2 protein-coding genes are annotated in these 1,234 nt (G+C 37.9%); both read right to left on the bottom strand.

Annotated elements, in window-relative coordinates; translation table 11 throughout:
* Positions 1-267: 267 nt before the first annotated feature.
* Positions 268-726 carry a hypothetical protein gene (locus tag F6K13_RS33895; protein WP_124143620.1) on the bottom strand — a complete coding sequence of 153 codons (459 nt, stop codon included), beginning with the start codon at positions 724-726 and terminating at the stop codon, positions 268-270.
* Positions 719-922, bottom strand: coding sequence for a hypothetical protein (locus tag F6K13_RS33890; protein ID WP_124143621.1), 204 nt, complete (start codon positions 920-922; stop codon positions 719-721). The genes F6K13_RS33895 and F6K13_RS33890 overlap by 8 nt, the downstream gene beginning before the upstream one ends.
* Positions 923-1,234: the final 312 nt, after the last annotated feature.

Raw genomic sequence — 1,234 nt, 5'->3', positions numbered from 1 at the left:
TTTGAGGTCTATATAATTATGGTAGTCAAGTCTTTTCGCGCATCAATGAGTGAGGAACAATCATCAGCAAGGAGTGTTGAATTTTTTATATTATTTCTCCCCACATCTACCCTCTTACCTCTTACCTTCCCCTCCTGGGAGGGGTTAGGGGTGGGTTGTCTCCTGTATTCCCCTCCTGGGAGGGGTTGGGGGTGGGTTGTCTCCTGTCTCCTAGCTCAAAAAACGCGCATATTTATGAAGATACGATCGGGGGTTCTATAAATTTTCTCAAGTTCCATTTGATTTCAACCACTCTTGATAACGCTGTTCATTACCGCCAAAAGATTCAACTGAAACTTGACCTTCTCGTTCATAAACTAAAGATTTATATTCCTCAATAGTCATTGGTTTTTTCTCACAATATGCAATAATAACTTCACGGAATAATGGCATATTTTGCAGGTCTGGTTCATAACGTTCTACATGAGAAACTATCCAGTCCGTAGGAATTGCCCTAGAAGAACGAAGAGTAGCACCAGAACCAGTAGAATAGAGTCGCCGACCAATTTCTTGTTCATACTGTCTTTTTTCTACCGGTTGCCAATCATAACTAGCACGAATAAGACGAGTTGTTTCATCTTTTTCAATTAACCCTCCTGAATGTCGAACCCATTGCTCCCCTTGTTTTACCATGTAAATAATGAGAGTTGCTTGATCGTCTAATAATTGTTCAATATTTTCAGTCATTGTCTTTCTCTTTGTGGTCTGCAAATGATGTTTCTCCCTCAAAAATACATTCTGTATCAAGAATAGATTTACTATCGTCTTTCCTAGTTTCTAATAATTTCCATTGATTTCTTTCTGCCATATTTTCACAATCTTCTTCTGAAACTGCCCAATGGCTAGATGTGTTGTTTTTATCACTATTATTCGGCTCTGACATTTGCTAAGATTAGAGTGTATATTTTGTTTGTTACTTGGGCTGAAGCTATGACTTCAAAGCCCAAGTTTTTTTGTACTAAGTCCCTAGTTAACTTCCAGGGATGCTTCATATTTTTATATTAAACGATGTATACGTCTGTATATAGCTTTTTTTGATAAATATTACTATGTATACATCGGTCATATTTTTTTATCATTTTCTTTGTGGGTTTAATACCCCACCGTCTACACGGTGTTCAAAATTACTTGGGGTGAGAATCCCCATGTAATTTTCCTCCTGTCTCCTGTCTCCTGTCTCCTGTCTCCTTCTTCA

The sequence above is a fragment of the Okeania sp. SIO2B9 genome (assembly GCF_010672505.1).
GTDB lineage: Bacteria > Cyanobacteriota > Cyanobacteriia > Cyanobacteriales > Microcoleaceae > Okeania > Okeania hirsuta.
The sequence above is the reverse complement of the archived record's forward strand: the minus strand, read 5'-3'. Positions and strand labels throughout refer to the sequence as shown.

Excerpts from the sequence above, each read along its gene's own strand:
- F6K13_RS33895 (WP_124143620.1), bottom strand. The coding sequence starts at position 726 with ATGACTGAAAATATTGAACAATTATTAGACGATCAAGCAACTCTCATT.
- F6K13_RS33890 (WP_124143621.1), bottom strand. The coding sequence starts at position 922 with ATGTCAGAGCCGAATAATAGTGATAAAAACAACACATCTAGCCATTGG.